The following is a 6,000-nucleotide window of genomic DNA, read 5'->3' on the forward strand; positions in this document are numbered from 1 at the left end:
TTAGATTCTAACTAGTTTGGCAGTGAGAGCCTTACTATTTAACTAACGGATCCCGATACCAAGTCCGTAAGGGGCTCCCACCACACAGTAACTCCGAGACACCACCCTCGGCAATAGCGTTAGTCTGGCGCACAAGGAAACGACCGGTGTCACGGGCACCGGTCGCCATCTCAGCTTGTGCTTGTGGCGCGCGCCTGACGCGCACGCTGTTTCCATAACTGCCAGGGCCTCTCCACCTGGCCCTCGGTGGTCTCCATCGCTGACCTGGCCTCGCCGGCGGTGAGGTATTCGACGGGGCCGAGGCGCAGGGCATCGGCCTGCAGGCGCGCATTCACTTCGACATAGATGGCCCGATAGACTGCTTGCTTGAGCGTGGCCGCCGTCACGGTGGCGCCGTGACCGCGCATGAGCACGACGTTGTTCTCCCCTAGGGAGTCGGCCAGGGAGGCACCGAGGGCGCGATCACGGATCAGCAGGTCTGTGGCCGTACCGGCCACATCGCGGATCTCGAAGATTGGTGCGCCGTCTCCCAGGAAGCCGCTCATGTGGCACATCGGGCGCAAGGGGGTCGACTTGACGGCACTGAAGGGCACCACCGAAGGGGAATGGCTGTGTACCACTGCCATTACATCGGGACGGAGTCGATAGATCTCGCCATGAATGAAGCGCTCGAGGTACACCTTCCGCCCCTCGGCATCGACGGGCGTACCATCGAGCTCGAAGGTCAGGATGTCGTCGCGGGTAACCAGGCCCGGCGCCATGTTGCGGGCCAGAAGAAAGCGTTCGGGATCGTCCGGGTGGCGGATGCTGACATGGCCGAAGGCATCGAGCACACCCTCGTCGAAAAGGATGTGGTTGGCATCCACCAAGTCGTCAAGGAGTGCCTGCTTGTCTTGAACCGCCGGTGTTGAATCGTGGTAAGTCATCGCCTGTCCTGTCTTGGGATCGTTGTCAGGCAACCAGCCCGTCCGGTCATTCGTTGGCGTCGGCCAGGTTGCGGATGATCGTGAGCAAGGTGCGCCGAGTCGCCCGTAGGTCGTCGTCATCGACGCCTTGTACGGCGATGTCGTTGACCTCTTCGGCCCGGGGCACCAAGGTCTCCTTCAGGTCGCGCCCCTTCTGCGTCAAGTAGATGTGGATGTTCTTGCGGTTGCCGTTCAAATGCCGCCGTTCGATCAGGCCGTTGGCCTCCATGGCTTTCAGGGCGGTGAAGGTAGTCGGCTCCATCAGCCCGGCCTGTTCGCTGAGTTCCCGCTGCGTCAGTCCTTCGCTGACCCACAGGATGCGCAGGAACGACCAATGGCCGAAGCTGACCGAGTGCTCGGCCAGTCGTAACTGGAGGCTCTTGGTCAGGACGCGCCCGGCGTCCCGCACCAGGTGGGCCAGGCGGTCGTCCGGCACATCTTCCCGCCAGTGACGCAGGATCGAGTGAGTTTCCGGAGTGTTGCTGCGTGTCATGGTGATATCCTTTCATTCGCCCTGAACGAAGATCCAATTATAACCGACCGATCTAGGGCAGACTTACCTGATGGGACAGCGCAACATCCTTCTCCGTGGTGGCGGAGTCGAGCATGGCCAGACACACTTCCATGGTGGCCATGCCCCAGGCACCGGAGTGAATAGGTGGGCGGTCGTGACGGACGGCAACGATCAGTTCGTCGAGGACCTCTCGTCGCGGTATCGTCGGCGCGGGGAGGGGCTCAAGGTAATGTCGATCGTTGGCATAGACCTCCACGCCCTGAGGCGTGGGACGCAGGTCGGCACCGTCACAGGACACCACCACGAAGCCGAAGTGATTATGGGAGATGCCTGCCAGGCTGCTGGTGGACAACGACAGGCCGGCACCGTAGGTGCGGGCGTTTTTGAGCCGAGCTTCCTCTTCGGCACCGCGAAGCCCTGCCAGGGCGGCGCGGGCCTGGCCGTAGCGTCGCGGATCGCGGGGCTGTCCCAGCTCTCCCGTCCAACCACAGAGTTCGTCGCTATCGAAATGGGCGTATCCGCTATAGGTCATGTTGGCGAAGACGCCATCGTCGAAGGTCAGCAAGGCACTATAGGCCCCTTCGGTGGGGCGGGCCGCGTCCCAACGACCGGTGGCGGCGCGCACGCTCGCGACGCGACCACCGCCGAGTAGGCGCACGATATCGACCTGGTGGGCGGCCTGGCTGAACACCACGCCGCCGCCTTGCGCCGTGTCCAGCTCCTCGGGGCGACGCGGGCGATAGAGGAAGTCGGTGAAGTTCAGGGCACTGATCATGCGCACCCCGCCGAACGCCTGGCTGTCGATCAGTTTCCGGGTGTGCAGATAGGGCACATCGAAGCTATGGCTGTGGCCGACGATCAGCCAGCGTCCGGCATGGGACATGGCATCGATCATCGCCTGGCAGTCCGCGAGGGAAAGTGCCATGGGCTTTTCGACCAGCACATGTTTGCCGTGTCGTGCGGCCAGTTCAACGTGCTCACGGTGATACTGGTGGGGTGTGGCGATATACACCGCCTCCACCTCGGGATCGGCACATAGCTCGGCCACCTCGGCATAGGCATTAGCGGAGAAATCGGCGGTGAATTGCTGACGCGCTTCTTCGCGCGGGTCGGCTGCCGCCACTAAACGTATGCCGGGATGGGCCGCGAGGGTGGGCAGCAACAGCATGAAGCCGCGGCCCAGCCCCGCGATGCCGAGTCTCAAGGGGGATTCTGACATGGTGCGTCCTCCGGGAGCAGGGCCGGCTCACTCCGGCAGGTCGATCACCAGTTCCTTCGAACAGGCACGCGAGACGCAGACCATGATGTGGTCGACTCGCTCGGCCTCGGACAGCACGAGATCGCGATGGTCCGCTTTGCCCTCGATCAGCGTCGAACGACAGGAGCCGCAGGTGCCGCTTTCGCAGGAGTAGGGCACATGGTGGCCGTTGACCCGTAATGCCTCGAGGATCGACACGCCAGCCGGTACCGGGATCGCTTCGCCGGTCTTGTGTAGACGCACGGTGAACGGCGTGTCGTTTTCTGCCGAGGCATGCTTCTGGGCGCCGAAGTCTTCGAAGTGGACGCTGGAGGATGACCAGTGGCCGGTCATGTCACGCACCGCCTCCATCAGGCCTCGCGGGCCACAGCAGTAGATGTGAGCGCCCTTGGATTGTTCCAGCACCGGCCAGAGATCGAAGGAGTCGTCCGGGTCGCCGTGGTCATGGTGGATCACAACCTTGCCGCGGAATTCGGGACCGCTGAGCTCCTCGAGGAAGGCGGTCTGCTCCGGCTCTCGGGTCAGATAGTAGAGCTTGAACGGCTTGCCGCCGGTGGTGCGCAGGTGGTGGATCATCGACAGGATCGGGGTGATGCCGATACCGCCGGCGATGAACACGTAGCGTGCCGGGTTGCCTTTCAGCTCGAAGTCGTTGACGGGGGCCGACACCTGCAGGCGATCCCCCACGCGGGTGTCATCCACCAGGCTCTTCGAGCCCCCGGTGCCCGCCTCCTCACGTTTGACCGCGATCACGTAGCGATCGCGTTCTTCGGGGTCGTTGCACAGGGAGTAGCGCCGTACCTGGCCATTCGGCACCTCCACGTGGAGGTGGGCGCCGGGCGTGAACTCAGGGAGTTCGTCGCCCTCCGGGTGAGTGAATTCGAGACGGTAGATTCCGTCGGCGATGGCATCCAGCGCGGAGACCTCGAGGTCGGTCATGGGCATTGCTTCGTCAGTGGTCGTCACGGGGATCTCCCTGTTGTTGTGGTGGTGGTGCGAATATGCTTTTATATCTAAGTATTTTCTCAAAGGGAATGCAAGGCACGAGACTGCGACTTTAGTCGCGTGACGGTGAATCGGCTCCAGAAGGGCGGTCATGCATCGATAAGCTTTGTATAAGGTTTTCTTGATATCTCAATGTAGCATCCGGCGCAGCGTGGGAATCGAATCATTCACATGTCGCTGGGCGCGTTGCCCCCAAGCGGTCGTGTGCTTGGGGTAGTGCAAATTCCTGAAATGGGGTCTTTTTTGGCTTTTGGCAGGTCGTCGTGAAAGTGGTAGTTCTGTGGGACAGCCATGATAGAGAAACAACGGTAGTTCCAGATAAGCTGATATTTGCCAAAATGTCAGCTTCCGGACGCCGCGTGGCATGGAAGCTACCGCCAGGTCTCCTGTTTTGGAAAGGCTTCATAACCTTCCTGGAACCGGATCCCAGTGCCTTTAGCTTGCAGTGGCTGTGGATTGCCCCAGGGCTCGTAGTCTATTCCTGGTCTTCAGGCGCAGCATGGCCGCGACACCCTCTGGGCTCTGCATCGCTTCCACACGCAACTGAGTGTGGAGAACCTTGTATCCAAGTTGCTGCATGAGTGCACACTCCTGGTGAGATCGCGGAGGTGGACAATTCTCCGTGTCGCCTGGGGGGCTGTTTTCGATGTCGCCTGACAGCGGAGGGAAGAGCTACGCTCCAAGACCGGTTAGCGACGACATCCTTGGCCGCTATGGCTGGCAATCCAGGGTGGTGTCCTCAAATCAAAGGTAGTGTTGTGGTAGGAAACAAGGGTAAGTAGGTTCTCCAGTTCTAGAGAAGGAATCGTTATATGTGCCAGCATACTTCGTCGCAGGACTCGCCTCCATCCAAAACCCGGCGGGGATTGCCACCACGTTATGCCCCCCTGGTTTTTGCCTTCTATATGTCCGCCTTGATGGCACTGATAATGTGTCTGGTGATCACGGCGGTGACGGAGGGCATGGGGCCTGAGTACCTGACGACAGTGGCCAGGGCCTATGTCCGCGCCATGCCGGTGGCGTTTGTCGGGGTGCTGGCAGTCAGGCCACTAGTGAACCGGCTGGTGAGATGGACGATCACCGATTATAAGTCTAGCTGAGTCGTCCTAACCCGCCCGCAGCCCTTTCTTTAGGCTCTTCGTCGCTGGGTGTGGAATTCGATCCCCTGAGCTGTGCCAGGATATGACCTCCACATGTAAAGGAGGTTCTACATAGACGGTCCCCAGATTCTGACTCTCGGCCTGGGGCTTGATGCGCCCTGGGTTCTCAAGGCCCGGCATCTGGATACCTCCGTGTCAGCCCTCCGCCTGGACCTCTATGTCGAGGCCGAGCGGGGCAGCCTCTGCCCCTGCCCGGAGTGCGGCAAGGCCTGCCCGGCCCATGACTTCGACGACAAGACCTGGCGGCATCTGAACTTCTTCCAGCATCACTGCTACCTGCATGCGCGCGTCCCGCGCATGGCGTCAAGGGTATCGAGGTGCCTTGGGCACGGCCCAGCAGCGACTTCACCATGTTGTTCGAGCAGGCTGCCATGTCGCTGATCCAGGTGAACCGTACCGGGATTCCCGGAGGCTCCAAACCTTGAGAGGATGGAGCCATGAACACTTCCAAGCGATATGCCCCTGAGGTCCGTCAACGGGCCGTCCGCATGGTCTTCGACCATGAAGCCGATTACCCCTCTCAGTGGGCCGCCATCGGTGCCATTGTTCCCAAGATCGGCTGTACACCGGAGACGCTGCGTAGCTGGGTCCGTCAGGCTGAACGTGATACAGGACGTCGGGAAGGCGCGACCACTACTGAACGCGAGTGGATCAAGGTGTTGGAGCGTGAGAACCGCGAGTTGAAGCAGGCCAACGAGATCCTGCGCAAGGCCTCTGCGTATTTTGCCCAGGCGGAGCTCGACCGCCGCGGCAAGTAATGATCGAGTTCATCGATGATCACCGGGAGTCGTACGGGGTCGAGCCGATCTGCCGTGTCCTGCCGATCGCCCCGTCGACCTACTACGAGCACAAAGCCCGTGACGCCCAGCCTGATCGCGCGCCACCCCGCATCCAGCGTGATCGCTGGTTGAGCGCCGAGATCCAGCGCGTCTGGGACGAGAACTTCTGTGTCTATGGCATCCGCAAGGTCTGGCGCCAATTGCATTGAGAAGCGATCCCCACGGCTCGTTGCACCGTCGAGCGTATCCGGCCGGTGAACACACCTTCCGTTGAGCTCCGACTTCGATGACGGTAGGTGTCCACCTATTGCTTAGTGGA

6 protein-coding genes, 1 pseudogene and 1 other annotated feature are annotated in these 6,000 nt (G+C 61.2%); of the genes and pseudogenes, 3 read left to right on the forward strand and 4 right to left on the reverse strand.

Features of this window, described 5'->3' with window-relative positions; translation table 11 throughout:
- Positions 1 to 170: 170 nt before the first annotated feature.
- Genes RBB39_RS19100 through RBB39_RS19115 form a run of 4 tightly spaced genes read right to left on the reverse strand, consistent with a single transcriptional unit; the run spans position 171 to position 3,703 of the window.
- Positions 171 to 926 (reverse strand): class II aldolase/adducin family protein, encoded by a 756-nt coding sequence (locus RBB39_RS19100; protein WP_124805299.1) that lies wholly within the window; start codon positions 924 to 926, stop codon positions 171 to 173.
- A gap of 46 nt (positions 927 to 972) precedes the next feature.
- Complete coding sequence (locus RBB39_RS19105; RefSeq protein ID WP_124805298.1) at positions 973 to 1,458, reverse strand: MarR family winged helix-turn-helix transcriptional regulator; 486 nt, start codon at positions 1,456 to 1,458, stop codon at positions 973 to 975.
- A gap of 52 nt (positions 1,459 to 1,510) precedes the next feature.
- Complete coding sequence (locus RBB39_RS19110) at positions 1,511 to 2,698, reverse strand: Gfo/Idh/MocA family protein (protein ID WP_124805297.1); 1,188 nt, start codon at positions 2,696 to 2,698, stop codon at positions 1,511 to 1,513.
- Between the two features lie 27 nt (positions 2,699 to 2,725).
- Positions 2,726 to 3,703, reverse strand: coding sequence for a PDR/VanB family oxidoreductase (locus tag RBB39_RS19115; protein WP_221621223.1), 978 nt, complete (start codon positions 3,701 to 3,703; stop codon positions 2,726 to 2,728).
- Between the two features lie 944 nt (positions 3,704 to 4,647).
- Between RBB39_RS19115 and RBB39_RS19120 the strand changes: the two genes are divergently transcribed.
- The 3 genes and pseudogenes from RBB39_RS19120 to RBB39_RS19125 all read left to right on the forward strand — a co-directional run.
- Positions 4,648 to 4,842, forward strand: coding sequence for a DUF2798 domain-containing protein (locus tag RBB39_RS19120; RefSeq protein ID WP_260425410.1), 195 nt, complete (start codon positions 4,648 to 4,650; stop codon positions 4,840 to 4,842).
- A gap of 192 nt (positions 4,843 to 5,034) precedes the next feature.
- Positions 5,035 to 5,283: a transposase family protein gene (locus RBB39_RS22815; protein ID WP_185696494.1), complete on the forward strand. Its 249-nt coding sequence runs from the start codon at positions 5,035 to 5,037 to the stop codon at positions 5,281 to 5,283.
- Between the two features lie 56 nt (positions 5,284 to 5,339).
- Positions 5,340 to 5,887 (forward strand): annotated as a pseudogene (locus RBB39_RS19125) (transposase); the annotation flags it as partial.
- Positions 5,618 to 5,734: a sequence feature (AL1L pseudoknot), on the forward strand. (Overlaps the previous pseudogene by 117 nt.)
- Positions 5,888 to 6,000 lie beyond the last annotated feature (113 nt).

This window comes from Halomonas sp. MMSF_3323 (assembly GCF_030733595.1).
In the GTDB taxonomy this organism is placed as follows: Bacteria; Pseudomonadota; Gammaproteobacteria; order Pseudomonadales; family Halomonadaceae; genus Halomonas; species Halomonas litopenaei.